Genomic DNA, 25,890 nt, shown 5'->3' on the forward strand with positions numbered 1-25,890 from the left:
GTACGGCGAAAGTCATGCCCGCATCGTCACCGCGGCGACACCGTGCTCACATCCGCCGATCGAGACCTCCGGCCTCCTCCTCAAGAAGGGGACTGCTCCGGTGGCCGCAGCCGGAGCCGCATGGCGGGGTCGCGCGAAAGGGTGAAGCCCAGGGACCGGTAGAGCGGTTCGCCCTCGGAGGAGGCGCGCAGGTCGATCGTTCTGATGCCACGGTCGCGATACCAGTCGAGCAGCGCGGCCATGCACCTGCGCGAGTAGCCGCGTCGCCGGTGGGCCGGGTCGGTCACGACGTTGAAGACGTACCCGACCTCGCCGCTGGGGTTGCCCGGCCCCGGGAGCCGGCACTCGACGGTGCCGACCGCGCACGCGGCCAGCAGGCCCGCCCGGCCCACCAGGTCCGGTCGGTCCACGACGAAGGCGACCAGTGTGGGATCCGGCTCGGCCAGCCGCTCGCGGAGCATCACCTCCGCGGTCGCCTTCCAGCCTCCGTCGGCCGACCGGTGCCCCGCCAGCTGAGTCATCAACACTCCGCGCAAGCGGACCAGCTCCGCGGCGTCGGCCGCGGTCGCCCTGCGTGCCTCGTTCATCGGCCAGAGCCTAGCCGCGTGGACGTGGAACAGGCGATCTTCACCCGTTGACGGCCGGGTGGCACACGGGCGAGCCGTCCGCCCGCCGTCTTGGCGGCTGACCTGCTCGTCGGGCCCGAACTCCAGAGAGTTGCTTGCACTTAGTGCAGATGCACCCTTCCATGCCGAGGCCCTACTGTCTAGGAGTGAGCCCCACGTCCCCTGGCGCCCGGACCACAGGTGGCGCGGACAAGACCGAACGCCGGCGCCGGCTGCGTCAGGCCGCCCTGACGTTGTTCGAGCAGCGCGGATTCGCCGCCGTGTCGATCGACGACATCGCGGCGGCCGCCGGTGTGTCCCGGCGCACCTTCTTCAACCACTTCGACACCAAGGCGGGCGCCCTGTTCGACCCGGCCCCCGGCGAAGCGGCCCAGCTCGCGGATCTGTTCGTACGGGAGGCCGGCGCCGACCCGTGGGTCGCCCTGACCAGGGCTCTGAAGGCATTTCTGACCGCGGAGTTCCGGACGGTGTCCGCGCGGCGGCGCATCCTGGCCGGTCAGCCCGAGCTGAACCGCTTCCTCCCGGGGGCCAACGCTCATCTCGAGGAGTCCATCCTCGACTGGCTCGGCAGCCGCGGCATCACCGGCCTGAGTGCCAGGACGATGAGCAGCATGGCGCTCGCCTGCGTCCGGGAAAGCGTCATGGCGTGGGACTCCGAGGGCGGCCCGGCACGGCTGTTCGAGATCCTCGACCAGATGTTCGCGCTGGCCGCTGCCGGTACAGCGGCCATCTGCGCGGCGCCGGCCGCACGCACGGACACCGCCATCGGCAAAACCACACCGAAGGCGGGTCAGACCCGGAGCCGGATCCTGCTGGCCGCCGAACGTCTGTTCGCCGAGCACGGGGTGTTCGCGGTCTCCAACCGCCAGATCAGCGAGGCCGCAGGGCAGAGCAACAACGCCGCGGTCGGCTACCACTTCGGCACCAAGGCCGACCTGTTGCGCGCGATCGTCGAGCACCACACCACGCTGATGGAGCGGATCCGCGAACGATTGCTGCGGACCAGGGGTGACAGCACGGATCTGCGCGACTGGGTCGCCTGCGTCGTGCTGCCGTTCACCGAGCATCTGAGCAGCCTGGAAACCCCGACCTGGTATGCCAGGCTCGCCGCTCAGATCATGACCGAACCGCAGCTACGCGAGCTGGCGGCCGCGGGACTACAGGACGCGCCCAACTTCTACACGGTCGTCGGCGGTCTGCACCGCTGTCTTCCGGCGCTTTCCCCCGAGCTGCGCCGCCGACGTGACGACATGGCACGCACGCTGCTCGTGCACATCTGCGCCCATCGCGAGCGCACGCTGCCGCCCGACGAGGACGCGGCCAGGGAGGCATGGTCGGCCACGGCCGCCGAGCTGATCGATGCCGTCGAAGGGCTGTACCTGGCCCCGCAGTCGAGCGTTAAGGCAGTCGTTTGACTTAATTTTCCGCATTCGGTTAGCTTCTCTCGGACGGGGCGATCATTCGCCGCTGCAAACGTGTCGCCGCCTCGTCCGATCGGCTCCGCGCCGGACGATGTCCCGTGCCATCTCCCCGGGCGCGGCAATGACTCAGCGGCTCCCGCATCGGAAGGGCATGCATGGACCTCTCTTCGCCGCCTGCGCGTTTCACAGTCGCGGAACTGGGCTTCGACCCGGACGAGCTGCGCGCCAGGTACCGCCACGAACGCGATCGCCGGCTGCGGCCCGACGGCAACGCCCAGTACCAGGGCGCCCGCGGCAAGTTCGGCTACTACGCCGCCGACCCGTACACCGAACGCGCCGAGCGGGAACCGGTCCGCGACCGAGTCGAGGCACTGGTGGTGGGTGGCGGCTTCGGCGGGCTGCTCACCGGGGCCAAGCTCCGTGAGGCCGGCGTGGACGACATCCGGATGCTCGACGAGGCCGGCGACTTCGGCGGCACCTGGTACTGGAACCGCTACCCGGGCATCCACTGCGACATCGAATCATCGATCTACCTGCCGCTGCTCGAAGAGGCCGGCCACCTGCCCACCATGCGATACGCGCCCGGCGAGGAGATCCGCCGGCACGCCGTCGCGATCGCCGAACTCTACGACCTGTACCGCGACACGCTGTTCCACACCCGCGTCACGCAACTGCGCTGGGACGACGCCGCGGCCGAATGGCAGGTGCGCACCGACCGTGGCGACGACTTCCGGGCCCGCTATGTCGTGATGTCCGCCGGCACCCTGGTACAGCCGAAGCTGCCCGGCATCCCCGGCATCGAGACGTTCCGCGGGCACACCTTCCACACCAGTCGCTGGGATTACGGCTACACCGGCGGCGACCAGAACGGCGGCCTGCACAAGCTCGCCGACAAGCGCGTCGCGGTGGTGGGCACCGGCGCCACCGGGATCCAGGTCATCCCGCACCTGGGGCGCGACTCGCAGCACCTGTACGTCTTCCAGCGCACCCCCTCGTCGGTCGACGTGCGCGACAACCGCCCCACCGACCCGGCCTGGGCAGCTTCGCTCAAACCCGGCTGGCAGCAGGAACGGATGAGGAACTTCCTCACCGTCGTCACCGGCGGGCTCGCCGAACAGGACCTGATCGATGACGGCTGGACCAGCACCGCACGGCTGCAACGTCACCTGATGGCCGGCACCGTCGACACCGACCTGTCACCCGAGCGACGCGAGTACCTCGACGAGATCGCCGACTTCCAGAAGATGAACCAGATCCGCGCCCGCGTCGACGAGATCGTCGGCGACCCGGCCACCGCGGAACTGCTCAAGCCCTGGTACCGCTACATGTGCAAGCGGCCCACCTTCAGCGACCACTACCTGCAGACGTTCAACCGCCCCAATGTCACTCTGGTCGACACCGCCGACCACGGCGGCATCACCGGGATGACGGAGTCGGCGGTCGTGGTCGGCGAGCAGGAGTACGAGGTCGACTGCGTCATCTTCGCCACCGGCTTCGAGGTCGGCCTTTCGGGCATCCTCACCGGCTCCCTGCCGGTGTACGGCCGGGGCGGCGCGGCCCTGCTCGACACCTGGCGGCGGCAGGGCCCTCGTACGCTGCACGGCTTCTACAGCCACGGCTTCCCGAACCTGTTCCACCTGGGCTCACTGCAGAACTCCGCCGCGGTCAACTTCGTGCACATCCTGCAGGAGCAGGCCACCCACATCGGTGCCGTGGTCGCCGAGGCCCGCCGGCGTGGCATCGCGTCGGTCGAGCCGACCAGAGACGCCGAGGACGCATGGGTCACCACCATCCGGGAGCTGGCACCGGACAACAGGGCGTTCCAGGCCGAATGCACGCCGGGCTACTACAACAACGAAGGCAAACCACGCGCGGTCAGCCAGACGTACGGGCCCGGCCCCGTCGCCTTCCACGACCTGCTGCGCCGCTGGCGCACCGAGGGCGGCATGGACGAGGTACTGGCGGGCGACCGATGAACCGCCGGAAAGTCGAGCAACTGATCCAGGCGCGCCCGCTGTGGGGATCGAACGGCATGGCCTTCGGACCCGACGGACGCCTGTACGTGGCCCAGTTCCTCGCCGGGCAGATCAGCGCCGTCGACCTGGCCACCGGCGACGTCGAGGTGGTCGTGCCATCGGATGGGCCACTGCACGCCCCCGACGACCTCGCCTTCGACACCGACGGCGCGATGTACGTGACCGACCTGGTCCCGGGCCGGGTGTGGCGACGTGACCCGGCCGGAGGCTTCGCGCTGGTCACCGACGAGATCACCGCACCGAACGGCATCGCCTGCGTCGGCACCCGGGTGTTCGCCAACGAGATGATCCCGGGTGGACGCCTGCTGGAGCTGTCCCCGGCAGGCGACGAACCCACGGTGCTCACGACCGGCCTGGCCATGGGCAACGCCATGCAACTCGGCCCGGACGGGCAGCTCTACTACCCCCACATGCTCACCGGTGAGGTGTTCCGCATCCCGCTCGACGGCGGCGAGCCGGAACTGGTGGCCGCGGATGTCCCGGATCCGGTCGCGGTGCGCTTCGATCGCGGTGGCGCCCTGCTGGTCCTCTCCCGTGGCGCGAGCGGGATCGTCACGCGCGTCGACCTGGCCGGCACAGGCGACCGGTCCGCCATCGTCAGCGAACTCAACGCCCTGGACAACGCCGCCTTCGACGCCGACAACCGGATGTTCGTCTCCAGCTACGCCCACGGCGGCGTCGCCGAGCTCATGGCAGACGGACGTACCCGCCAGATCGTGCCCCGCGGACTCGGGGGCCCCTTCGGGGTGACCATCGATCTCGGTGGCGGCATCCACGTGGCCGACCACTACCGCCTCACCCAGCCCGCCGACCAACAGGGCGAAGCCGACCAACAGAGCGAAGCCGATCAATCTGGCGAAGACGTCACCACCACCCAGCTGCTGAACTTCGTGCACGGCGTCGCCGCCGACGGTGACCTGCTCCACACCACCTCCCAGTACGGGCACGTACGCACCTACGACCGGCGCTCCGGCACGGTGCGCACCAGGGCCAGCGGCCTGAACCGTCCGCTGGGCATCGCCGTGCGCACCGACGGCACCCTGGTGGTCGCCGAATCCGGCGCCGGCCGCGTCGTCGCGATCGACCACGACGACCAGGTCAGTGTGCTGGTCGAGGGCCTCGGCCGCCCGGTCGACGTGGCCGTCGACGTCGACCAGCGCTGCTACATCAGCGACGAGCGGCTCGCCGCGGTGTACCACGTCGAGGACGGCGTACCCCGGCTGCTCGCCGACGGGCTCGGCACCCCGCAAGGCATCACCGTCAACAACGGCACCGTGTACGTCGTCGAGACCACCCACCGCCGGCTGCTCGCCATCGACCTCGCCACCGGCGACGTCGAGATCGAAGCCGACTCTCTTCCGGTCGCGTCCGCGGCCGGCCTGACCCGCCCCGAACCCGACCTGTTCATCCCGCCCGGCCTGCCCGGAATACCGCGGCCGTTCGCCGGAATCGCGGCCGCGGGGGACGGCTCCCTGATCATCGCCGCGAACGGCGACGGCAGCGTTCTGCGCGTGAACCCCGAAGAGAGCGCACCATGAGCTCCAGCCCCGACAGGACCCACCGGCAGATCCTCGAAGCGCTCAGCGGACTGCTCCTCGCCCTGTTCGTCTCGACGCTGGCCAGCACCGTGGTCTCCACCGCGCTGCCGCGCATGCTCGGTGTACTGCGTGGTTCCCCCACCCAGTACACCTGGGTGGTGACCGCCACCCTGCTGGCCGCCACCGTCGCCACCCCGATCTTCGGTAAGCTCGCCGACCTGTTCTCCAAGCGGGCACTGATCCAGATCGCCGTCCTGATCTTCATCGCCGGCTCGATCGCCGCCGGCCTCTCCCAGAACGCCGGGCAACTGATCGCCGCCCGCGCCCTGCAGGGCGTCGGCGTCGGCGCGGTGCAGACCCTGGTCAACATCGCGATCGGCGCGCTGGTGTCGCCCCGGGAACGTGGCCGCTACGCCGGATACCTGTCCAGCGTCACCTCGATCTCCACCATCGGCGGCCCGCTGCTGGGCGGCTTCATCGTCGACACCTCGTGGCTGGGCTGGCGCTGGTGCTTCTTCGTCGGCATTCCTGTCGCGATCGTCGCGCTGATCATCCTGCAGCTGACCCTGCGACTGCCGATCTACCGCCGCGACAACGTGAAGATCGACTACTGGGGCGCCACGCTCATCACCGCGGGCGTCAGCCTCCTGCTGATCTGGGTCTCCTTCGTCGACGACGCCTTCGCCTGGGCCTCCTGGCAGACCGCCGCCATGGTCGGTGGCTCGATACTGCTGCTCGGCGTCGCGCTCTGGGTCGAATCCCGGGTCTCCGAGCCCATCGTGCCGCTGCGTGTCATCCGGCAACGCGCCACCGCCCTCGCGATCCTCGGCAGCCTCGCCGCCGGCACCGCCATGTACGGCGCGACCGTCTTCCTCACCCAGTACTTCCAGATCAGCCGCGGCCACACCCCCACCGAGGCCGGCCTGCTCACCATCCCGATGATGGCCGGCATTCTGATCTCCTCGATCGTCGGCGGCCGGCTGGTCACCCGTACCGGCAAGCTCAAGCCGTTCCTCATCACCGGAACCATCGCTCTTACCGCCGGATTCGTGATCCTCGGCCTGCTCGACCAGCACACGCCGATGCCGCTCATCGGGTTCGCGATGGTGCTCGTCGGTGCCGGCGTCGGCCTGACCCTGCAGAACTTCGTCCTCGTCGTGCAGAACGCCGTCGCGCTGACCGACATCGGCGCCGCCAGCGCTACTGTCGTGTTCTTCCGCTCCCTCGGCGGCACGGTCGGCGTCGCCGTGCTCGGCGCGGTCCTGGCCCGCCAGGTCGGCGCCGGCACGGCCGGCGGGGTGTCACCGGCCAGCGCCTACGGCGACGCCACCGGTCACGTCTTCCTCATCTCGGCCGCCGTCGCCGTCGTCGGTGTGGTCGCCGCGCTGCTGCTCAAGCCGATCACCCTGCGTACGAAAGCGGACGCGCTTAAGCCGCAGGCTGAGACCACGTCCGCGACCGGCATGGAGGCCGTGAAAAGCCAGAAATGATCAATACGGTGGGCGGGCCTGGAGCCTCCCGGCTAGCGAGGGACGGCTGTGCCATCGTTCCCCGCGCCCTTGGACGTCAGCAGCGGGCAGATGTCGCGATAGGGCGCACCTGTCAGATACTGGTCCCACTCTTGGGGGCTTAGCGTGCGACCCGCCCGCCCGCACACGAGCGCGGCGACGCGGTCCCCGGCGACCGGTATCTGGGCGATGGTCCCCGATTGGTTGCCCGAGACATACAGCATGCTGTCGTCGGCGCTGAACGCCAGCCGGTCGAAGATGTCGATGGGGAACGAGCCGAGCCGCTGCCGTGAGGCGACGTCCCAGATCTGGGCGGTGTACACGTCATCGAAGGTCTCACCGATGGACCTGCTGATCGCTGCCAGCAGGGTGCCGTCATGGCTGAACAGCACGGATTCGACCTCGGCATGGCTCGCCACGCGCATGGCGGGCGACAGTTCGGCGCCCTTCGCGCTGTCCCACAGCTCGATCGTGCCTGTGCCGAGGGCCAGGAGCGGCGCCGTGGGGCTGACCGCGATGCTGTAGCCCGCCCGGTTGAACCCGGTGCCGACGGGCTTGCCGGTGTCCAGGTCGAGCACCCTGCCGGTGGTGGTCACCATGGCCGTACCGTCGCGGGTCGGGGCGACGATCTCCGTGCCGGTGTCGAGCTTGTGCCGGGTGAGTACCCGGCCGCTGTCGGCGGCCAGGACGATCAGCTCGTTTCCGGCGTCCGGCCGGCTCACCTCCGCGAGCGACAGCACCAGCTTGCCGCCATCGGGAGTGAACGCCGTCGAACCGACGTACCGCTCCTTGGGAACGGGATAGTGCCAGAGTCGCCTGCCCGTGGCCACGTCCCAGACGGAGACTCCCGAGCCCTCGCCGGTGGCGGTCAGCCTCTTGCCCGCCGGATCGAACAGCGCACCGGTGGTGCCCTCGCTGCCGGGCAACGGCACGCCCAGGCGGCGCATGTCCCAGACGCGTGTGGGTGCGTCGTCCTTCTCGGCGGCGATCAATCGGCCGTCCTGGCTGAATCCGCCGACCTCGTACCCGCTCGGCAGCCTGCCGCGAGAGACGCGGGAGCCGATGCCGAGGGTGATGATCGAGTTTTCGAGCAGGTATCGGATGGTCTTGCCGTCAGGATCCGGCCAGGCCTCGTCCGGCTCGCCCTCCGCCACGTAGGTGTAGAGATCATCGCCTTTCTCGGCGTCCCACAGGTGGATCGTCCTGCCCTCGACACCCAGCAGCCTCCTGCCGTCCCGGCTGATCCGCAGAGACGTGGCCAAGAAGTCGTCCGAGGCCGACTCCTGCCAGAACGGCCGATCCTCGTCGGGCAGTTTCCTGGCTGTGCGCAGATCCCAGGCCACGATGTCGCCGTTGGCGCACAGCAGTCGCCGGCTGTCCGCCGTGAACGTCGCGGCGGTGCCGCACTTCTTCGGCATCCGGGTGTCCACGGTGAGGTCAGGCAGGCGGATCAATTTCAGCCCGCCCTGGTTGATGCCGATCCCCGCGATGTAGGCGCCAGAGGGCGCGATGGCCGGGCCGGAGTCGGCCTCCAGCCGCGGAGCGTAGGACCTGCCCGTCCGGGTGTCCCACAGGAACTCCATCGTGGTCTCGCGCATCACCGCGACCAGGCTCTCATGCGCGTCGAAGACCACGTCCACGCCGGGGGACCCCGCTGCCACGCGGTGCTCGTGCAGCTTCTTGCCCGTCATGGTGTCCCAGGAGTACGCCGTGTCCCGGCTGACGATCACCAGTGTCCTGCCGCTCGGGCTGAGGGCGGCCGCCGACGGCAGCGCGGCGAATCCGCTCGGCCACTTCCAGAAGGTCGTCTGCCGTCGCGAAGGGACGTCGTAGACCCGTACCCCGTCCTCGTCGGCGATGACCCGCGTGCGCCCGTCGGCCGCCGCCGCGGCCGTGGAGACCCCCTTGGCGCCCGGGTCGCGGAAGGCCATGCTCTCCGGCATCGTCAGCGAGGTCATCAGGCTCTGCCTGGTGTCGGGGCCCGAGGCCAGCCGCCAGCCGGCCACGCTGAGCAGCATCGCCTTGGCCGGGTCGGTGGTACGCAGCTTGTCGGCCTCGGCCGCGACCTGCCGTCCTACGGCCTGATCGCGCTGCCGGGCCACCACGCGACTCTGCTCGGCGACCTGCCTGCCCTGCACCACCGCGACACTTCCCGCAGCCACCGCCACCGCCAGCAGTACGCCCAGCGCCACCGTGGTCAGCCGCCTGCGGCGGATGTTCTTCCTGGTCAGCTCCGTGCCCGCGGCAAGGAAATCGCGCTCCCTCGGGGTCAGCGTGACGTTCCTGCGCCCGGTGGCCGCCCACGTCAGCGCGTGGTCCAGGCTGCTGCCCCGCAGCAGATCGCCGTCCTTGCGCCCGTTCTCGGCCCACTGGCGCGCCGCGTTACTGATCTGACCCAGTACGGCAAGGCCGTCACGGTCACCGTCCACCCACATCCGCAGCCGCGGCCAGGCACGCAGCAGAGCGGGATGCGCCAGCGCGACCGCCTCGTCCTTCTGCGTCACCAGGTAGGAGAAGGTCCGTAGAATCCGCTCGATGGCCTGGACCTCCCGCTCCGAGCGGCCGGCGAACAGTTCGTCCTTCAGCACCCAGCGGACGCTCTCGTGCCCGTCGTCGGTGACGGACACCATACGGAGGAAGACCTCGGCGGCCAGTTCCCGCACCTCAGGCGCGAGCGCGCCGTAGGCGTCCTCGGCGATCGTGCCGAGCGCCGGATCGGCGGTGCCGGGCACGTGCACGCCGCTGGCCGCACGGCTGCCCGCGGTCAGCAGCCCGCGCATGTCCGCGTCGCCGCCGCTGACCAGCGCGAGGAGCAGGTCGCGGGCCGAGGGCCGGGCCGAAGGGTCCTTCTCCAGCGCGGCGGCCACCAGCGAGGCCAGTCGCGGCGGCAGCCCACTCAGGTCGGGCCGCGCCGACAGCACCCGGTGCATGACCCCGCCCAAGTTGTCCGCTCTGAACGGGTCTTCGCCCGTGGAGGCGAACACCACGATCGCACCCCAGGCGAAAACGTCGGCGGGCGCGCCCGCCCGCTGCCCGGTGAACACCTCAGGCGCCATGTAGGTGGGCGTACCGGACACCTCGCCGGTCTTGGTCAGCGACATGTCCAAGGTCCGCGCGATGCCGAAGTCGATCACCCGTGGACCGTCGGGGCTGAGCAGCACGTTGTCCGGCTTGAGGTCTCGGTGTATCACGCCCGCGTCGTGCACCGTGGTCAATGCGGTGGCGATCGCGGTGGCCAGCCTGTGCAGGTCGTCCCCGGTGAACCTGCGCCCCTGGCCGACCGCCTGGCGCAGGCTCGGCCCCGGCACATACTCGCTGACGATGTACGGCTTGCTGCCCGACATGTCGGCGGCCAGCACCCTGGCCGTGCAGAAGGAGGCCACCCGGCCGGCGGCAGTCGCCTCCTTGGCGAACCGGTCGCGGCCCTCGTCGCTGGCCGAGTGGAGCACTTTGAGCGCGACCCTGCGCCCGTCACGATCGTAGGCGTCGTACACCACACCTTGGCCTCCGGAGCCGAGCCGGCCCGCGAGCCAGTACTCCCCGATGTGCTCCGGATCTCCCGCGATCAGCGCTTCCACGGCGTGTTAGATGCCCGACCGGCCGGCAAAGTTCCCGCGTTGGATCGATGGCGGTCGGCCGGCGCACGGCGAGTCAGGTCAGGTGCGGGTCCAGCGTTGGTTGGGGCCGCCGTTGCACGTCCAGATGGCCAGCTTGGTGCCGTTGGCGGTGGCGTTGTTCGGCACGTCCAGGCATTTGTTCGCGCCGACCGCCGTGATGGTGCCGTCGGAGTTGAAGCGCCACTGCTGATTGTCCTGGCCGTTGCACTCCCAGATGATGACGTTGGTGCCGTTGGCGGTTCCCCGGTTGTAAACGTCCAGGCACTTGCCGCCGTAGACCCGCAGCTCACCGCTCGCGGTCGGCGTCCACTGCTGACTGGCCTGGCCGCCGCAGTCCCAGATCTGCGCCTGCGCGCCGTTGGCCTGCGAGGCGTCGACGACGTCCAGGCACCGGCCCGAGCCGACCCCCTTGATCGCGCCCGCGGGCGGCGTGACGATGCCTCCTCCGGTCACGACGTACATGGCCGCCCCATGCCCGGGGACCGACGCGCTGATCGCCCCGGACGAGGAGGACGTCGTGTGCGCCCACAGGTCACGTACCGAGTAGGAGGACGCGGACCCGAGCCCCAGGGCGGAGGCGGTGGTGGAGACGGTCGAGGTCGAGGTGCCCCGGTTGAGCAGCACGACCGCGACCGAGCTGTTCGACATCGGTTTGCGCCAGACCTCCAGGTTCCCGTTGTCGCTGATCTTGTGGCCCTGTCTGCCGCCCCAGTCCTGGTCGACCGCGATGACCTCGGTGTTGGTGAGGATCGTGCGCGTGTCGGCGCTCATCGTGCGGATGTCGTTTCCGGCGAGGAGCGGCGCGTTCAGCAGCGACCACAGGCTGAAGTGCGCGCGGCCCTCGGTCCCCGTCACCCCGCCGACGCCCACCTCCAGCATGTCGGGGTCGTTCCACCCGCCCGGGCCCGAGTAGGCTTCGAGCCCGACCTGCTGGTCCAGGATGCCCATGATCGAGTTCCAGTTCGCCCCGATGTCACCGGTGTCGCGCCAGGAGTTGCCCACCGGCATCCCCCAGGTCCACACGCTCTCCTGCCCCCAGTTGCACAGGCTGTACACGATCGGACGGCCGGTGGCGGCCAGGGCGTCGCGCATGGCCGTGTACCGCTGCTGTCCGTTCATGCCCTTGTGGTCACCGCAGTTGTCGTACTTCAGGTAGTCGATCCCCCAGGACGCCCACAGGGCCGCGTCCCGCCGCTCGTTGCCCAGGCTGGCCGGGTACCCCGCACACGTGGTGGTTCCGGCCGAGGAGTAGATGCCGAGCTTGAGCCCTTTGGAATGGACGTAGTCGGCCAGAGCCTTGATGCCATTGGGGAACTTTTGCGGATCCGGCACCAGGTCGCCGCTGGAATTGCGGTTCTTGGTGGACCAGCAGTCGTCGATGTTGACGTAGGTGTAGCCCGCCGCCGCCATGCCGCTGGAGACCATGGTGTCGGCCGACTGGCGGATCAGGCCGTCGTTGACATTGCAGCCGAAGCTGTTCCAGTCGTTCCAGCCCATCGGGGGTGTGCGGGCCAGACCGTTGTCCAGCGCGGCGGCGGGCGATGCCGCACCGCCGATCGCGACGATGGAGCCGGCCACGAGCGCCGCCGCCGTTGCCAGGCCAAGAATTCTGCGCATCTGATCCTCTGCCTACTGGGTGTCAAGAAGATCTCGGTCCGCCCTCGCTCCTGACGGGCGGGGGAGTGGTCGAGGGATCGGTCACTGTCACAGCGAGAGTGATGTCATGGGTTGGCACGGCTCCAGCGCTGGTTGGCGGCGCCGCCGCAGGACCAGATCTGCAGCTTGGTGCCGTTGGAGGTGGCGTTGTTCGGCACGTCCAGGCATTTGTTCGCGCCGACCGCCGTGATGGTGCCGTCGGAGTTGAAGCGCCACTGCTGGTTGCTCTGTCCGTTGCAGTCCCAGATCACCACCTGGGCGCCGTCGGCGCTGCTCCGGTTGTACACGTCCAGGCACTTGCTGCCGTAAACCCGCAGCTCGCCCGCACTGGTCGGCGTCCAGCTCTGGTTGGACTGACCGTTGCAGTCCCAGATCTGCACCGACGCGCCGTTCGCCTGCGAGGCGGCGGAGACATCCAGGCATCTGCCCGAACCCACGCCCCTGATCGCCCCCGCACCCGGCGTGGGGGTGCCGCCCCCGGGTTGGCCGATGCTGCCGGATACCGACTGCAGCGCGCTGTACCAGGCGGCGGCCATCTTGTCGTAGCCGCCGGCGGTGGGGTGGATGCCGTCGATCAGGTCGGAAGTGGTCAACTTGCTGTGCATGTCGACCAAATGGACGTGCTTGCCGCTGTTCACCTTGCTCTGGACGATGCCGGGGATCGCCGCGTTGAAGGTCCGGGCGGCGGACTCCTGACCGGAGTTGGACAGCGGGATGATGGTCGCGACGAAGACATCCGCGTCCGGCACGGCTGTGGTGATGTGGTCGATCAGCGTGGACAGTCGCTGCGGGGCACCGGCCAGGCTGTAGTTCTGCAGGACGTCGTTGGTGCCGATGTGCAGCAGCAGTGTGCGCGGTGTGTACGTACGCAGCCAGCCGGTGATGTTCGCGTCGATCTGGTCGATCCGCCACCCGGGATGACCCTCATGATCGTGGTCACCCAGGCTGCCCGGCCCATTGAACTGCGACCCGACGAAGTCGACCGTGTAGCGGCCGGCGGCCAGGCGCTGCCACAGCCCGATCCGGTACCCGCCCGGCACCTGCGTGCCCTCGGTGATCGAGTCGCCCAACGGCATGACCCGTACCCCGCCGTTGGACTCCGCGCCGGCGACCCCCGCCTGCATCGCTACACCCGCTACCACCAAGGCGACGGCCGTAAGCGCGGCCGCCCACCATCGTCCCCATGTACGCATGCTCAACGCCTCGCCACTGTCAGCGAGCGGGGAGCGTCGATCAGTAGTGTTCGCGCTAACATACTGGATCCTTAACCTCGTGAACGAGTTCTCGGAGTACGGATGCGGCAGCCGAGGGCGAGCCGGCCGTCCGTCCTCATCTGCCGGAACTTGGCGAATAAGGGAGCGCATGCCATTGTGAGCGCTAACAGCTCATCGGGATCCAGAGCTCCTTTCCACGTACACCGACTGAGATGGTGGTGTGGCGGAGCAAATATGACGGGGAAAGATCCGTCAAGGGTCCGCCCCCTCCGTCACGGTTCCGCCGCTCCCCGGAGTGGCCCGATCTGGCCTGACGGCGTGCGATCCCGCTGTCACAGCGGGGCAGGTGCTGAAACGTTCATCCCGTGGCGGGGTGGCCGTGTCCTACATCGTGGGGCTGACCAGTCCTGTCTGGTAAGCGATGACGACCAGTTGCGCACGGTCGCGCGCACCCAGTTTCGCCATCGCGTGGCTGACATGGGTGCGCGCGGTGGCCGGGCTGAGAAACAACTCGGTACCGATCTCGCTGTTGCTCAGGCCCTGTCCCACCAGGGCCAGCACTTCGCGCTCGCGCCCGGTCAGCACCGCGAGCCGTTCCTCCGCGGCCTGCGCGGCTGTTCGTCGCGCTGTGAACTGGCCGATGAGGCGTCGGGTGATCCGTGGCGCGAGCAGCGCGTCCCCGGCGGCGACCACCCGGATGGCATGCAGGAGCTCGGCCGGTCCGGCGTCTTTGAGCAGAAAGCCGCTGGCACCGGCCTGCAAGGCGTCGAAGACGTACTCGTCGGTGTCGTAGGTGGTGAGGATGATGACCCGGACCTGCTCCAACCCGCGCGTCTGGGCGATCTGGGCGGTGGCTTGAATCCCGTCCACCTTCGGCATGCGGATGTCCATGAGCACGACGTCGGGGCGGGCGGCGCGGGCCCGCTCGACGGCTTCGGCGCCGTTGGTGGCCTCTCCCACCACCGTGATGTCGTCCTCGAGGTCGAGCAGGACCTTGAACCCGGAACGCACGAGACCCTCGTCGTCGGCGACCAGCACCTTGATCGGAGCGTTGGTCAACGGTGAGGCGGCTGCCGCGTTCACAGAAGCGACCCGGTCGGCGCGAGGGGCAGTCGTGCCTTGACTTCGAACCCGCCGCCCGGAAGCGGGCCGGCGTCGAGTTCTCCGCCCAGCAGTTGACAGCGCTCGCGCATGCCGAGGATCCCGCGGCCGGGCGTCGGCTGAGCGGGGGCCGAGCCGCCGGTGCCGGTCAGCTGCCGCGCCGGTAGGTGCGCATCCGCGAGGCCAACACCTGAGGCGGCACGGCGGCCCTCGTCGGTCACGCGGATCTCCAAGACCTCCATTCCGGGGTTCAGCGCGACCGTCACCCGAGTCGGACCGACGTGGCGGATCACGTTGGTGATCGATTCCTGAAGGATCCGATAGGCGACACTGCCCACCGCACTCGGCAACGGCGCCGCGGGCGAGGTCTCCTCGAGCTCGATGTCGAGACCGGCCGCGCGGGCCTTGGCGGTCAGTTCGTCGATCTGCCCCAGCCCGGGGTACGGCACGCGCCCGTCGTTGTCGTCACCGTCGTCGTCACGGAGCACGCCGAGGATGGCCCGCATCTCCCGCAGCGCCCGCGAACTCGTCTGCTCGATGGCTCGCAGCGCCTCGCGCGCCACTTCCGGCCTCTTGTCGAGCACGTGCGCGGTGACACCGGACTGGACGTTGATGATCGCTATGGCGTGCGCCACGGTGTCGTGGACCTCGCGCGCGATCCGGAGCCGTTCGGCGTCCACACGCGCCCGCGCTTCCTCCTCGCGAGTCCGTTCGGCCAGCTCGGCGCGCTCCTGAGCTTCGGCCGCGATGATCTTTCGGGACCGGACGGACTCGCCAAGGGCCACGCTCATGACCGACGCACCGATCCGGAAGTACACCCAGCCGATGGCGGCGCGTGGCTCGATGTCGGCCGCGGCGACCAGCCAGGCGATGGCGAGCACCGAGGTGCCCACGCCGGCGATCACCAGCGACCGGCGCCCGTCCCCGTAGGCGGCGACGGTGTACAGGGCGACGAAGAGCCCGAGCCAGCCGGGCCCGTCCGGGAAGCCAAGGCCGTAATACACCAGGCTGACGAGCGCGGCGGTGACGAACACCGGCACCGGCCACCGGCGGCGGACGACGACGACCACACCACTGGCGACCAGCAGGACATACCCCAGGTTGCCGAGGTCGCCAAGGGGGCGCTGCACCACCTCGCCGGTGTTGCGGACGATCGTCCCTTGAACCTGCATCACGGTGATGAACAGCGCGACCAGCACATCCTGCGCCGGCACCGGCAGGCGCAACGACACGGCGCGGTGTTCCATGCCGCGATCCTACGGTTCCCGCGCGTGAGAACACTCCGCCCAGACGCGCGGCCGCCTACGACGACGGGCGTACCGAGACACGAGTCGGCTACGCAGAACTGCGTAGACGCTGCCATCCGCTGTCGGAGGCCGCGCTTGCCTCGACGGCGCGACGATCGATTCCGTGAAACCCCTCCCTCACCGGCACCTCGACCGGCACAGGCCGAGTCACCGCGCCGCACACGCTGCCGACGCCCTTCATCCGACCGAAAGGGTCCTCATGTTCGTCCGTCGCATGCTAGCCACCGCCGTAGCCGCCCTGCTCGGCATTTCAGCACTCGCCACACCGGCAGCCGCGCAGGTTCTGGTCCAGCCCGTCGATGCTTACACCTTGACCGCCGGACGTCTCTGGTCCTTGGTGGCCGCGCTGCTGGGGCTGGTCGGCGTCGCCCTCGGCGGGCTGGCCCTGGCCCGCTCCGCCGGTCGTATCGGCACCGGCACCGGGAGAAGGGGAGCCATCGTGGCCCTGGCTGCAGGGCTGGCCTGCACAGTCATCGGCGGGCTGGTGGTGGCCGCCGCCGACGGTGGTCCCGGCACCGGCTACGGAATAGTCGGGGGCTACGTGGACCTGGTGGTCGGGTTGATCGCCATGGTCCTCGGTGGGCTGGCCCTGGCCCGCTCCCGCCGCAAGGCTTGACGCCCACCGACTGAGGAGCTGACGCGGCCTACTTGATCGCGCCCGCGCCGATGCCCTTCACGATGTGACGCTGCGCCATCAGATAGAAGATCACCACCGGCACGATCGAGATGGTCGTGGCGGCCAGGAGGATCTGCTGCTGTGGCGTCTCGGCGGAGGTGAAGGCGGTCAGACCGCGCTGGACGGGCATGAGGGAGTTGTCGTCGAACAGGACGAGCGCCATGAGGTACTCGTTCCACGCCCCCAGCCCTTGGATGACCGCCACGGCGGCGAGGCCGGGCCGTGCCAGCGGGAGGATCACATGCCAGAAGACGCGCAGCGGACCGGCACCGTCCAGCGCGGCCGCCTCCTCCAGAGCGCGGGGCTGGCTGACGAAGAAGCTGCGCATGATGAGCGTCGACATCGGGATGCCCGAGGTGATCAGGACCAGCACATAGCCCACGGGATTGTTCGTCAGGCCGAGTGAGATGAGCAGTTTGTACTGCGCCAGGAACATGGCGGGCGCAGGGATGATCATCACGGCGAGGATGACGAACGTGAACACGCCCTTGCCCGCGAAGTCGAGTCGCGCGAGCGCGTACCCGGCGAGGCTGGACACCAGCAGAATGCCGAGGACGGCGGAGCCCGTGTAGATCACGCTGTTGCGCAGATAGACGCCGAGCTCGCCCTGGACCCACGCGGTCACGTAGTTGCCCCACTGCGGGTCGGCGGGCAGGAAGCTGTCGTTCGAGAGCAGCTCCGTGAGGCTCTGCAGTGATCCGGACAGCATCCACAGCAGGGGGAACAGCGCGATCAGCGCGGCGACGCCCAGCAGCCCGTACAGGCCGACCTTGTCGAGGCGCATCCTCCGACGAGGTTCTGAAGCGATGGACATCTCGTCGGCCCTTCCTGTCGTCCGGCTGCTCATACGCGGGACCTCCGCCTGGTGATCGCGAGCTGGATCACGGACAGCAGTACGAGGGCGCCGCCGAAGATGACCGACATGGCCGCGGCGCTGCCGTAGCGCCAGTTGACGAACGCCTCGTTGTAGATCGCGAGGGTCGGCACCATCGTGTGCTGGCCCGGTCCGCCGTTGGTCAGCACCTGTACGGTCCCGAAGATCTGGAGCGCGGCGAGCAGGGTCAGCAGGCTCACGATCGACGTGACCGGAGCCAGCTGTGGCCAGGTGATGTACCGGAACTTCGACCAGCGGTTCGCGCCGTCGAGGTCGGCGGCCTCGTACAGTTCCTTCGGCACGTCCTGCAGCCCCGCGAGGAAGAGCAGGAAGCCGAATCCCCAGTGAAACCAGACGAACACCGCCGCCACGACGGGCAGTGCGACGGCCGGCTCGCCGAGCCAGTTCTGCTGGAGCGCGCCCAGACCCACCAGGCCCAGGAGCCGATTGAGGATGCCGGACCCAGGGGCCAGGATGAACGAGAACAGCAGGCCGACGACCACCACCGACAACACGCCCGGCAAGTAGAAGACGGTGCGGAAGAACGTCTTGCCGCGGGCGACGCTGTTGACGGCCAGCGCCATGACCAGGGCGATTCCGTTGCCGAGGAAGAAACCGACGACACCGAAGAAGACGACGTTGCGCATGGACGCCCAGAAGATCGGGTCGGACGCGACGAAGTCGTAGTTGGCCAGCCCCACCCACGGGGTGTCGGGGCTGACGCCGTCCCATGACTGGAAGCTCAACAGGATCGCCTGCGCGAACGGCGTGATCGTGAAGATCCCGATGAGCGCGATGGCCGGAGCCAGGAACAACCAGCCGATCAGGTTGCGCCGGAGGGCGCGCCTCCCGTGCGGCGTCCTTCGCCGCCCCACGGGAACCGCGAGTCGCGACGTCGTCATGACGTGCGATCCTGCGCCGCCTGGATCTTGGCGAGTACGTCGTCCACCGTCGCCTCGCCCAGCACCAGCCGCTGAGACTCCGCCCTGATCGCGGTGATCACGTCAGGCTTGAAGGTCGTCGACATGACCTGCATGCCCTTCACCCCGGCGGCGAAGCCCGCGAGCTGGTCGGGGATGTCCGCGCCGGCGAGGAGTTCCGGGTTGCTGGGAAGGATGCGAGCGACCTTGGCGAACACCGCCTGCTGCGCGGGCTCGGTCAGCCACTTCACGAACGCCAGCGCCTGCTCAGGATGGTCGCCCCTCGGATTGATCACCGCGCCCTTCCCGGGGATACCCGGCGAGCGCGGCTCGTGGACGCTTCCGGGAGCCTTGGGCAGCCCGGTGGAGAAGTAGTCCTCGAACTCCGGGTTCGTCCTCAGGCCCACCGAGACACCGGGAGCGGCGTCGAAGATCGCGCCCATCTTCTTGGTGAAGAAGGACGACTCCACGTTCGGGTGGTCGTCCTGACCGCCGGGAATGGAGTTGTTCGCGATGACGCCCGCCTTCTTCAGGTCGACCAGGAATTGGAAGGCGTTACGCCAGCCATCCTGTTTCCAGGTCGATTTCCCGTTGAGGGTTGCTTCGATCTCGGCGTCCGTCAGCCAGTTCGAGGCGACGGCCTGGATGAAGTTCGGTGTCTGCGAGGCCGCGATGGAGAACTTGCCGCCGTTCGAAGCGGCGAGCGCGTCGATGAACGCGGCCGTCGTCGCGGGCGGCTTTTTCGCTGACATTCCGGTCAGCGCCGGGTTGATGAGGAGGCCGTATGTTTGCGTCTCCCAGTGCACCGCGTAGACGCCGGGCTTGACCCCGAGGTTGTTGCCTTCCTTGAACGTCGACATCGTGAGCACGGCGGGGCTGAAGTTCTTGCTCCAACCGGCATTCAGCTGGGCGGAAAGGTCCATCGCCCAGCCGGCCTTGTAGAAGGGCGCCATCTGAGTCGCGTCGAACGACGAATAGATGTCGGGCATGGATCTGGACTGCGCCTTCGCCTGGAGCTTGGGCAGGTAGTCGACCGGGCCGGGCGTGTCAATGGTGATCTTGACGCCGGTCTTCGTGGTGTACTGCTTCGCGAGTTGGGTGAGCGCGGCCTCTTGTCCGCGCGACTGGTTCATGAAAGTCAGTCCGACGTCCCCGGTGGCGGATTTGCCGGACGACGAACAGGCGGCCAGGGCAAGCGCCCCAACAATCGCCAATGATCCGGCCGCGATGACGGTGCGGCGACGGGCGCCGCGTGCTGTGGAGTTGGTACCCATGGTCCTCGCCTCTTTCGTGTACATGAGGAGCTATTCAGGGGTGGACATGGCGCTCGGGCGGGGGAGCGCGCCCAGTCCTTCTGAGGTGATCAGCCAGCCGTCGGGAAGCTCTGCCCCTTGGTCGACCGCCGTGGCGATGTGCGCCATGGCGGCCAGCAGTCCGCCGTTGGCCGGCAGATAAATCGTGAGAAATCCCGGCATTTGCGGATTGTGTCCGTTGGGCAGGAACACGTTTTTGGGCGACGGGAGCAGGAGGGCGTCGATCGCACGGCCGACGTCGCCGAGGCGGGCCGCGGTCATCGCCATGACGGGGTAGTCCCAACCCCAGCTGGACTGCAGGTCCCAGTGCTCCCATACGGAGTCGAGCGTCGCCGACATCGTGGCCGGGTCCACGAGGCCGGTCTCCGGTAGCCACCCCAACGCCATGAGCATGGACGGGTGATCTTTACGGATGAGCAGCGGAGGCGTCGCGATCGCGGCGTATGTGCCGTCGGGCAGTAACGCGGGCCGGCTCATGTTCCGCGCCACCCGGTCCCACTCCTCGTTCGGCTCGAGACCGAGCCGAGTTCGCCACTCGTTCGCCACGCCGAGCGCCCACGACCAGTACGCCAGCTCGAACGTCGGATCGGTGGTCGTCGCCCGGTCGACGAGGTAGCTCTCCTGCGCGGGGATGAGCGGGGGCGGCAGCCCGAACGATCCGTCGCGTTCCTCGGCGAAGTCGGCCATGAAGTCGGCGGTCGCCTCGATGAGCGGGTAGTGAGCACGCAGGAACGACTCGTCGCGTCCCTCGCCACGCAGCAACTCCAGCAGGTAGATCACGTGCGGCTGCTGCCACAGGAGGAAGACGCCGATGTTGCTCGGCGACTCGCGCGCGGACGGATCGGTCTGCTTCGGCCAGCGGGCTCCGCGGTACCCCTGCCGGCGGGCGGTCGCCTTCGCCGCCTCCAAGGCGCCGCGATACCAACGCATGCTGCGCTCGAGCAGTCGCCCTCGGCCCCACATCGGGAAGTGCGCCGCATGCCACCAGTGCATCTCGAGGTGGAACTTCCCCGACCAGGTGTTGTACGTCAGACCGGACTCCGCGGCAGGCGTGACGCCGGCGCTGTTGACGGCCATGAGGTACTGCGAGACAACGATGCGACGTTCCAGTTCTGGGGCGCGCGCGTCCGTGCTCCCAGCGAGACTGACCGCGGCACCGGTATTCCAGTGCTCTGCCCACCAGGTCTCCGAGGACTGACTGACGGTGGAGAAACCGTCTTCGTCCTGCTGCCTGCCATCATCCGGACTCAGCGTCACCACCACTTCGAGGACAGTGGCGTCTGTGCGCGCGACGGCTTCCTCCCGCAGGCTGCCAGTGGTGCGGACGTCTACGCTGTAGGTCAGCGCCTCCACCGTGCGCCGTGCGTTCCAGTGGCACTCCGTCCGCCGGTCCCAGACCGTCTCTTGCGCGAGCGGGAGTTCGAAGGCGGCCAGGTCGTCCGGCTGCTCGTCGAACACCCACGCGACGCCCCATCCGCGCGGCAGAAGCTCGGACTCGACCCGCACCGCGAAGCGGTGATCCCGTGGGTCGGCGACGGTGGTGACGCGGACGCGCGCGCCGTCGAGGATGTACTCGGCCCGGACCGATCCCGTCCACAGGTCGAGCTCGGTGCGGACGTCGGTCAACGCGGTCGGATCGTCGAGCCCCGTCCCGTCGGGCCGGACCAGGGCGAGGCGGCCGAGGTGAGCGCGGCGGGGATTGAAGTGGTACCACGCGCCCGCGACGAACTCGTCGGCGATGGGGTCGCCGGCCCGTTGGAGACCCATGCGGTCGAGGTACGGGACCGGGCCGCGGGACGTCTCGTACAGGGTGGTCGCGTCCTCGAGCCGGAGTTCCCGGTCGGTGCGCGTCTCGTACCAGCCCCAGGTCGACTGGGTGCGCAGCGGGATCTGGAAGTCGTCGGCGTCGAACACGCGCGGGTACTGCTCCGGCAGACCGGACACACCATCGCGAACGACGCGGTGCGGGTCGGGGACGAGCTCGTGGAAGGACGGGAACGTCTGCAGTCCGGAGATGTCGACCGTCAGCGCGATGTCACCGTTGCCGACCGTGAGGACGTCAGCGGGGTGCGCGTACGTCAGCACGGGGTTGTGCCGTCGCACGAGTTGGCGCCGATCGATTGCTTCGGGCATCGTCAGGTCCCGCCGTCTTGGAGCGCGCCGGCCTTGGCGACGCCACCCAGCCACGCGAGGCTCGGCTTGGGCCGGCGCTCGAAGGTCTCCCGGTCGACGGCGACGAGGCCGAACGTCGGGTCCCAGTGGCCCCACTCGTAGTTGTCGAGCAGGCTCCAGTGGATGTATCCCCGCACGTCCAGGCCGTCTTCCATCGCCTCGGACAGCGCGGCGAGCGCGGCGGTCGTGTAGGCGACGCGCCGGGAGTCGTCGCCGGTCGCGATGCCGTTCTCGGTGACGACGATCGGGACGTCGGGCAGCACGTCGGCGGTGTGCCGGACGGCGATGCCGAGGGCGTCGGGCCGGTACGCCGTACGCACGAGGGTGTTGTCCGGGCGCACGGGGTGCGGTTCGATACCGTCCAGCCCCACCCACTGAGCCGAGTAGGCCTGCACCCCGATGAAGTCGTCGTCACGCGCCGCCTCGAGGTAGAGGTCCTCCCAGACGTACTCCAGCTCCCGGCGCACTTTCTCCGCACCGGGGCGGGTTTCGAACGCGCGGCTCGCGACCGACCAGCCCACCCGAGCGTCCGTGCGCTCCCGCAGCGCGTCCCGGGCCGCGTGGTGGGCCTCGATGAGACGGCGTCCGATCCCCACCGGCGGAGCCGGCTTCGCCGGCCGGGGCGTGTCCGCCTCCAGCGTGGGGCTCAGCCACTCCATACCCGAGTCGGGGTCGAGCGTCGCCTCCGCCTCGCGCACCATGATCGCGAGCATGTTGGGCTCGTTGATGGTGCAGACCCACTCGACGCCGTCGAGGATCGAGGTGGCCGTCTCGACGTAGGCGCGGAAGCGGTCCACGGCCCGTTCTCCGCGCCAGCCGCCCTCCTCGGCGAACCACCTCGGCGAGGTGAAGTGGTGGATCGTGACGAACGGGGTGACGCCCGCGGCCAGGCATTCGTCGATCATGCGCCGGTAGTGCGCGAGCGCCGCGCGGGACACCCTCCCGGGGGCCGGCTCGATGCGGGCCCACTCGACGCCGAAGCGGTAGGTGTTCAGGCCCGATTCCGCGACGAGCCGGATGTCCTCGGCGTATCGGTGGTAGCTGTCGAGGGCATCGCCGCTGCGATCCGCTCCTGGCATGCGCTCCTCCTGCGCCCAGAAGTCGCTGTTGACGTTGTCGCCCTCGACCTGGTGCGGTGCGGTCGCCGCGCCCCAGAGGAAGCCGTCGGGGAAGGTGTGCATGCGTCTCTCGATCATGTGTCGGTGCGGCGGTGGCCGTCGGTGCCGGCCCCGGAATGCGAGCCAACGTAGCCGTTACGTCGCGAGCAGGTCAAGGAAAAATGTGTACCGGTCTACGGGGCTACTACCAGCCAGAGCAGTCGCAGTTTCGATCTTCCGCTATCTTGCATAGACCGGTCTACGTTCTCAGCGAGGCTCGGTTCGAGAAGGGATGCCCATGGTCGCGCCTGAGCGACGACGACGAGTGACCATTTCCGACGTGGCGAAACACGCCGGGGTCTCCAAGGCGGCGGTCTCGAAGGTCATCCGGAACGACTACGGGGTCAGCGAGGCCATGCGCGACCGCGTCAAGCGGGCCATCGACGAGCTGGGCTATCGCCCTCAGGCGGCCGCGCGTGCGCTGCGTGGACGGGCGTACACCATCGGCGTGCTCCTGCGGCACATCGGGATCCCGTTCTACGCCGAGATCATGACCGGCCTGGTGGAGCAGCTCACCGAGTCCGGCTACCAGGCGATCATGATCCAGGGCGGCACCCAGGACAAGACCGAGAAACGTGCCCTGGACGCTCTGACAGACCGGCAGGTGGACGGCATCCTCATGATCGCTCCGCTGGCCGGCCGCACCCAGCTGGAGCAAGTGGCCCGTGACATCCCCACCGTGGTGCTCGGCAGGCACGACCGCTCGCCGGCCTACGACTCGATCGTCGACGACGACCGGATCGGCTCCGAGCTCGTCATGGAACACCTGATCGCGCTGGGCCACCGGCGCATCGCCCACATCACCTTCCAGCAGGAGCACGGTCGCCCGGCCGACCAGATGCCGCGCATCAGAGCCGAGACCTACGAGCGTGTGATGCGTGATCACGGGTTCGCCGACGAGATCGCCGTCGCCGCGACCTCCTACTCCGAGGAAGGCGGACATCGCGGCGCCCGCGAGCTGCTGAGCCGCTCTCCGCGCCCCACCGCGATCTTCGCCGGGACCGACGAGGCGGCTCTAGGCGTCCTGGCCGCGCTGCACGAGGCCGGCCTGTCCGTCCCGGGCGACGTCTCCGTGGCCGGCTACGACAACACCAGGCTGGCCGCCCATCCCCGCATCGCGTTGACCACCGTCAACCAGGACGGAGACGTCATGGGCCGGACGGCGGGGCGGTTGCTGCTCGAGCGCATCGAAGGCCGCTCGGCGGCGGTGCACTTCTCGGTCATTCCCCGCTTGGTCGTCCGGCGCTCCACCGCGTCTCCCTCTTGATCTTCCGGGAAACTCTCACTCCGAGGAGCTACGTGATCCGCGCATCGTTCAACGACAACTGGCAGTTCCGTCCGAAGGTCAATCCCTTTGCCGAACTGGCCGGAATCGCGCCCCCGTTCGAGCCGGTGACCGTACCTCACGACGCGATGATCACCCGCGACCGCGAGGCCACCGCGGACGGCGCGGCGACCGCTTATTTCCCCGGCGGCGCGTACGAGTACCGCAAGACGTTCTTCGCACCCGAGGAGCACCGGGGCAAGCGGATCACGCTGGAGTTCGAGGGCGTCTACCGGGACGCCACCGTGTTCGTCAACGGGAACTACGCCGGGCAGCGCCCGTACGGATACTCGCGGTTCTTCATCGACGCCGACCGGTTCCTGCGGTTCGGCGAGAACAACGAGGTCCGGGTGGAGTGCCGCACCCATCAGGACTCGCGCTGGTACTCCGGCGCGGGCATCTACCGCGACACCTGGCTGCTCGTCGGCGAGGTGGTCCGCATCAGCCCGGACGGCGTGCACGTCACCACGCCGGACATCCCGCGGCCGACCGGCCCGTACGCGTGGAGGTCTCCGGCGACGGAAGGCTGCTCGGCTTCGGCAGCGCCGACCCGTCGAACAAGGAGCGGTTCGACGCGACCGAGCACCACACCTACCAGGGCCGCGCGCTCGCCGTGGTGAAGCCGACCGCACCCGGCGACATTCGCCTGACCGCCGTCGCCCCGGACTGCGACCCGGTCGAGGTGCTGGTCAGGGTCGAAAGCCGGATCGGCGACCACGATTGATGTCCTCATTCGGCTTGCTCGAGCCGGGCGCTTGGGGTTCTTGACTGATCTGTACAGAAGCCGCTAGCTTCAGCCCATGGGCAGACCCCGGGAGTTCAGTGATCATGCCGTAGTGGACGCCGCGATGGAGGTGTTCTGGGAGAAGGGCTACGAGGCGGCCACCACCCAGGACCTGTGCGCGCGCACCGGGCTCGGCCGCGGCAGCCTGTACAACGCGTTCGGCAGCAAGCACCGCCTGTACGAGGAGGCGGTCCGCCGATACGCGCAGACCAAGGGCGCCGCCCAGCTGGCGATGCTGGCCGAACCCGGATCGGTGCGGGAGCGGCTGCGGGAGATGATGCTGGGCGTCATCGACGCCGACCTGGCCGACCCCGGCCGGCGTGGCTGCCTGGCCCTGAACGCCGCGACCGAGCCGAGCGGGCGCACCGGCGACGTCGCGGCGCTGGTGCGGCGGCAGTTCACCGACCTGGAACAGGAGCTCTGCCACCTGGTGGCGGTCGGCCAGCGCACGGGCGAACTGTCCGCCGACCGGCCGCCGCTCCAGGTGGCGCGGACGTTCCAGAGCGCGTACTACGGCCTGCGCGTGCTCGCGAAGGTGACCGACGACAGGAACGCCCTGCTGGACGTCGTGGAAGGGGCGCTCGCGGCCCTGTAAGGCCCGCGTTCGGCGGTCCGCGTATCACGCTGCCCATTTTTTGTACTGATC

Annotated in this window: 20 protein-coding genes; 9 read left to right on the forward strand and 11 right to left on the reverse strand. The window is 69.1% G+C overall.

The features are described from left to right. Positions 1–80: 80 nt before the first annotated feature. On the reverse strand, positions 81–587 hold the full coding sequence (locus tag ACGFJ2_RS44095; RefSeq protein WP_393478723.1) for a GNAT family N-acetyltransferase: 507 nt from the start codon (positions 585–587) through the stop codon (positions 81–83). Between the two features lie 185 nt (positions 588–772). On the opposite strand from ACGFJ2_RS44095, the gene ACGFJ2_RS44100 reads away from it, so the two are divergent. The 4 genes from ACGFJ2_RS44100 (at position 773) to ACGFJ2_RS44115 (ending at position 7,111) form a co-directional block, all read left to right on the forward strand. Beyond that, positions 773–2,041: a TetR family transcriptional regulator gene (locus tag ACGFJ2_RS44100; protein ID WP_393478726.1), complete on the forward strand. Its 1,269-nt coding sequence runs from the start codon at positions 773–775 to the stop codon at positions 2,039–2,041. A gap of 161 nt (positions 2,042–2,202) precedes the next feature. Next, positions 2,203–4,023: a flavin-containing monooxygenase gene (locus ACGFJ2_RS44105; protein ID WP_393478729.1), complete on the forward strand. Its 1,821-nt coding sequence runs from the start codon at positions 2,203–2,205 to the stop codon at positions 4,021–4,023. Further along, positions 4,020–5,621, forward strand: coding sequence for a hypothetical protein (locus ACGFJ2_RS44110; protein ID WP_393478732.1), 1,602 nt, complete (start codon positions 4,020–4,022; stop codon positions 5,619–5,621). Before ACGFJ2_RS44105 ends, ACGFJ2_RS44110 begins: the two co-directional genes overlap by 4 nt. Further along, positions 5,618–7,111 carry an MDR family MFS transporter gene (locus ACGFJ2_RS44115; protein WP_393478735.1) on the forward strand — a complete coding sequence of 498 codons (1,494 nt, stop codon included), beginning with the start codon at positions 5,618–5,620 and terminating at the stop codon, positions 7,109–7,111. The genes ACGFJ2_RS44110 and ACGFJ2_RS44115 overlap by 4 nt, the downstream gene beginning before the upstream one ends. Before the next feature lie 32 nt (positions 7,112–7,143). Here ACGFJ2_RS44115 and ACGFJ2_RS44120 read toward each other — a convergent pair whose 3' ends face one another. The 5 genes from ACGFJ2_RS44120 to ACGFJ2_RS44140 all read right to left on the reverse strand — a co-directional run bounded on the left by ACGFJ2_RS44120 (position 7,144) and on the right by ACGFJ2_RS44140 (position 15,964). Beyond that, complete coding sequence (locus tag ACGFJ2_RS44120; protein WP_393478738.1) at positions 7,144–10,707, reverse strand: protein kinase; 3,564 nt, start codon at positions 10,705–10,707, stop codon at positions 7,144–7,146. 78 nt (positions 10,708–10,785) lie between these two features. Continuing rightward, a complete protein-coding gene (locus ACGFJ2_RS44125) occupies positions 10,786–12,363 on the reverse strand; it encodes a ricin-type beta-trefoil lectin domain protein (protein ID WP_393478741.1) in 1,578 nt (525 codons plus the stop codon). A 104-nt stretch (positions 12,364–12,467) separates the two neighbouring features. Then, positions 12,468–13,526: a lectin gene (locus ACGFJ2_RS44130; protein WP_393478744.1), complete on the reverse strand. Its 1,059-nt coding sequence runs from the start codon at positions 13,524–13,526 to the stop codon at positions 12,468–12,470. 474 nt (positions 13,527–14,000) lie between these two features. Continuing rightward, positions 14,001–14,660: a response regulator gene (locus ACGFJ2_RS44135; protein ID WP_393479274.1), complete on the reverse strand. Its 660-nt coding sequence runs from the start codon at positions 14,658–14,660 to the stop codon at positions 14,001–14,003. Between the two features lie 35 nt (positions 14,661–14,695). After that, positions 14,696–15,964 (reverse strand): sensor histidine kinase, encoded by a 1,269-nt coding sequence (locus tag ACGFJ2_RS44140; protein WP_358184359.1) that lies wholly within the window; start codon positions 15,962–15,964, stop codon positions 14,696–14,698. A 274-nt stretch (positions 15,965–16,238) separates the two neighbouring features. Here ACGFJ2_RS44140 and ACGFJ2_RS44145 point away from each other — a divergent pair, with 274 nt between their 5' ends. Further along, entirely contained in the window at positions 16,239–16,640 is a 402-nt protein-coding gene (locus ACGFJ2_RS44145; RefSeq protein WP_357954032.1) for a DUF6223 family protein, read from the forward strand. Positions 16,641–16,668: 28 nt separating this feature from the next. Here the strand turns inward: ACGFJ2_RS44145 and ACGFJ2_RS44150 are convergent, their stop codons facing one another. Genes ACGFJ2_RS44150 through ACGFJ2_RS44170 form a run of 5 tightly spaced genes read right to left on the reverse strand, consistent with a single transcriptional unit; the run spans position 16,669 to position 23,175 of the window. Then, positions 16,669–17,484 carry a carbohydrate ABC transporter permease gene (locus ACGFJ2_RS44150; RefSeq protein WP_357954030.1) on the reverse strand — a complete coding sequence of 272 codons (816 nt, stop codon included), beginning with the start codon at positions 17,482–17,484 and terminating at the stop codon, positions 16,669–16,671. A 59-nt stretch (positions 17,485–17,543) separates the two neighbouring features. Next, positions 17,544–18,476 carry a sugar ABC transporter permease gene (locus ACGFJ2_RS44155; RefSeq protein WP_358184362.1) on the reverse strand — a complete coding sequence of 311 codons (933 nt, stop codon included), beginning with the start codon at positions 18,474–18,476 and terminating at the stop codon, positions 17,544–17,546. Further along, complete coding sequence (locus ACGFJ2_RS44160) at positions 18,473–19,768, reverse strand: ABC transporter substrate-binding protein (RefSeq protein ID WP_393478750.1); 1,296 nt, start codon at positions 19,766–19,768, stop codon at positions 18,473–18,475. The genes ACGFJ2_RS44155 and ACGFJ2_RS44160 overlap by 4 nt, the downstream gene beginning before the upstream one ends. 30 nt (positions 19,769–19,798) lie before the next feature. Beyond that, a complete protein-coding gene (locus ACGFJ2_RS44165; protein WP_393478752.1) occupies positions 19,799–21,940 on the reverse strand; it encodes a hypothetical protein in 2,142 nt (713 codons plus the stop codon). Between the two features lie 2 nt (positions 21,941–21,942). Next, positions 21,943–23,175, reverse strand: coding sequence for a family 1 glycosylhydrolase (locus ACGFJ2_RS44170; protein WP_393478755.1), 1,233 nt, complete (start codon positions 23,173–23,175; stop codon positions 21,943–21,945). 241 nt (positions 23,176–23,416) lie between these two features. Here ACGFJ2_RS44170 and ACGFJ2_RS44175 point away from each other — a divergent pair, with 241 nt between their 5' ends. The 4 genes from ACGFJ2_RS44175 to ACGFJ2_RS44190 all read left to right on the forward strand — a co-directional run bounded on the left by ACGFJ2_RS44175 (position 23,417) and on the right by ACGFJ2_RS44190 (position 25,839). After that, positions 23,417–24,403: a LacI family DNA-binding transcriptional regulator gene (locus tag ACGFJ2_RS44175; protein WP_393478758.1), complete on the forward strand. Its 987-nt coding sequence runs from the start codon at positions 23,417–23,419 to the stop codon at positions 24,401–24,403. Positions 24,404–24,435: 32 nt separating this feature from the next. Then, positions 24,436–25,080 carry a sugar-binding domain-containing protein gene (locus ACGFJ2_RS44180; protein ID WP_393478760.1) on the forward strand — a complete coding sequence of 215 codons (645 nt, stop codon included), beginning with the start codon at positions 24,436–24,438 and terminating at the stop codon, positions 25,078–25,080. Continuing rightward, positions 24,987–25,184 (forward strand): hypothetical protein, encoded by a 198-nt coding sequence (locus ACGFJ2_RS44185; RefSeq protein WP_357954420.1) that lies wholly within the window; start codon positions 24,987–24,989, stop codon positions 25,182–25,184. Before ACGFJ2_RS44180 ends, ACGFJ2_RS44185 begins: the two co-directional genes overlap by 94 nt. Positions 25,185–25,260: 76 nt before the next feature. Beyond that, positions 25,261–25,839: a TetR/AcrR family transcriptional regulator gene (locus ACGFJ2_RS44190; protein ID WP_358184373.1), complete on the forward strand. Its 579-nt coding sequence runs from the start codon at positions 25,261–25,263 to the stop codon at positions 25,837–25,839. The last annotated feature ends 51 nt before the right edge of the window (positions 25,840–25,890 follow it).

It is taken from the genome of Nonomuraea sp. NPDC049028, assembly GCF_043197735.1.
In the GTDB taxonomy this organism is placed as follows: domain Bacteria; phylum Actinomycetota; class Actinomycetes; order Streptosporangiales; family Streptosporangiaceae; genus Nonomuraea.

What these genes read in the sequence shown, in the direction of transcription:
- ACGFJ2_RS44140 (WP_358184359.1), bottom strand. Translation starts at nt 15,964, where the DNA reads ATGGAACACCGCGCCGTGTCGTTGCGCCTGCCGGTGCCGGCGCAGGAT.
- ACGFJ2_RS44125 (WP_393478741.1), bottom strand. Translation starts at nt 12,363, where the DNA reads ATGCGCAGAATTCTTGGCCTGGCAACGGCGGCGGCGCTCGTGGCCGGC.
- ACGFJ2_RS44150 (WP_357954030.1), bottom strand. Translation starts at nt 17,484, where the DNA reads ATGCGCCTCGACAAGGTCGGCCTGTACGGGCTGCTGGGCGTCGCCGCG.
- ACGFJ2_RS44165 (WP_393478752.1), bottom strand. Translation starts at nt 21,940, where the DNA reads ATGCCCGAAGCAATCGATCGGCGCCAACTCGTGCGACGGCACAACCCC.
- ACGFJ2_RS44095 (WP_393478723.1), bottom strand. Translation starts at nt 587, where the DNA reads ATGAACGAGGCACGCAGGGCGACCGCGGCCGACGCCGCGGAGCTGGTC.
- ACGFJ2_RS44130 (WP_393478744.1), bottom strand. Translation starts at nt 13,526, where the DNA reads ATGCAGGCGGGGGTCGCCGGCGCGGAGTCCAACGGCGGGGTACGGGTC.
- ACGFJ2_RS44110 (WP_393478732.1), top strand. Translation starts at nt 4,020, where the DNA reads ATGAACCGCCGGAAAGTCGAGCAACTGATCCAGGCGCGCCCGCTGTGG.
- ACGFJ2_RS44190 (WP_358184373.1), top strand. Translation starts at nt 25,261, where the DNA reads ATGGGCAGACCCCGGGAGTTCAGTGATCATGCCGTAGTGGACGCCGCG.
- ACGFJ2_RS44160 (WP_393478750.1), bottom strand. Translation starts at nt 19,768, where the DNA reads ATGGGTACCAACTCCACAGCACGCGGCGCCCGTCGCCGCACCGTCATC.
- ACGFJ2_RS44115 (WP_393478735.1), top strand. Translation starts at nt 5,618, where the DNA reads ATGAGCTCCAGCCCCGACAGGACCCACCGGCAGATCCTCGAAGCGCTC.
- ACGFJ2_RS44155 (WP_358184362.1), bottom strand. Translation starts at nt 18,476, where the DNA reads ATGACGACGTCGCGACTCGCGGTTCCCGTGGGGCGGCGAAGGACGCCG.
- ACGFJ2_RS44145 (WP_357954032.1), top strand. Translation starts at nt 16,239, where the DNA reads ATGCTAGCCACCGCCGTAGCCGCCCTGCTCGGCATTTCAGCACTCGCC.
- ACGFJ2_RS44170 (WP_393478755.1), bottom strand. Translation starts at nt 23,175, where the DNA reads ATGATCGAGAGACGCATGCACACCTTCCCCGACGGCTTCCTCTGGGGC.
- ACGFJ2_RS44105 (WP_393478729.1), top strand. Translation starts at nt 2,203, where the DNA reads ATGGACCTCTCTTCGCCGCCTGCGCGTTTCACAGTCGCGGAACTGGGC.